This is a genomic window from Citrobacter sp. 50677481 (genome assembly GCF_001463265.1).
Classification (GTDB): Bacteria; Pseudomonadota; Gammaproteobacteria; order Enterobacterales; family Enterobacteriaceae; genus Citrobacter_A; species Citrobacter_A sedlakii.
This window is the reverse complement of sequence record NZ_LNHZ01000013.1, coordinates 1-402: the sequence shown is the minus strand read 5'-3', so window position 1 is coordinate 402 and position 402 is coordinate 1. Positions and strand designations below refer to the sequence as shown.

General features: G+C 67.9%; 1 protein-coding gene. It reads right to left on the bottom strand.

Annotated elements, in window-relative coordinates; translation table 11 throughout:
• The coding region (locus APU02_RS04090) for an Ig-like domain-containing protein (protein ID WP_120714864.1) at positions 1-402 on the bottom strand (402 nt) is incomplete at both ends.

The following is a 402-nucleotide window of genomic DNA, read 5'->3' as shown; positions in this document are numbered from 1 at the left end:
ACGGTGTTGATGGACACCACCGGCGCGGCAGTGTCGACGGTCAGGGTATGGCTGGCCGAGCCGGTATTACCGGCGGCGTCTGCCACGCTGGCCGTCACTGCCCCCGTTGTGATGGAGGCCACGTCCGCTGCCGGAATGGTGACGCTCCAGCTGCCGTTCGCCTGTACCTGGGTGGTGTAGCTGGTGCCGCCAATCGTCACGGTCACCGTCTGCCCCGCCGGGGCGGTGGTGGTGCCGCCGATCAGCAGATCCGCCTGCGCTTCCGTGGCGTTCAGGATATCGTCAGCCGCGATGGTGCTGATGGCGATCACCGGCGCGTCCGTATCCACGCTGTAGTCGTGGGTGGCTGACGCTGAGTTACCTGCCGCATTGCTGACGCTGGCCTCCACGCGGGCGCTGCCG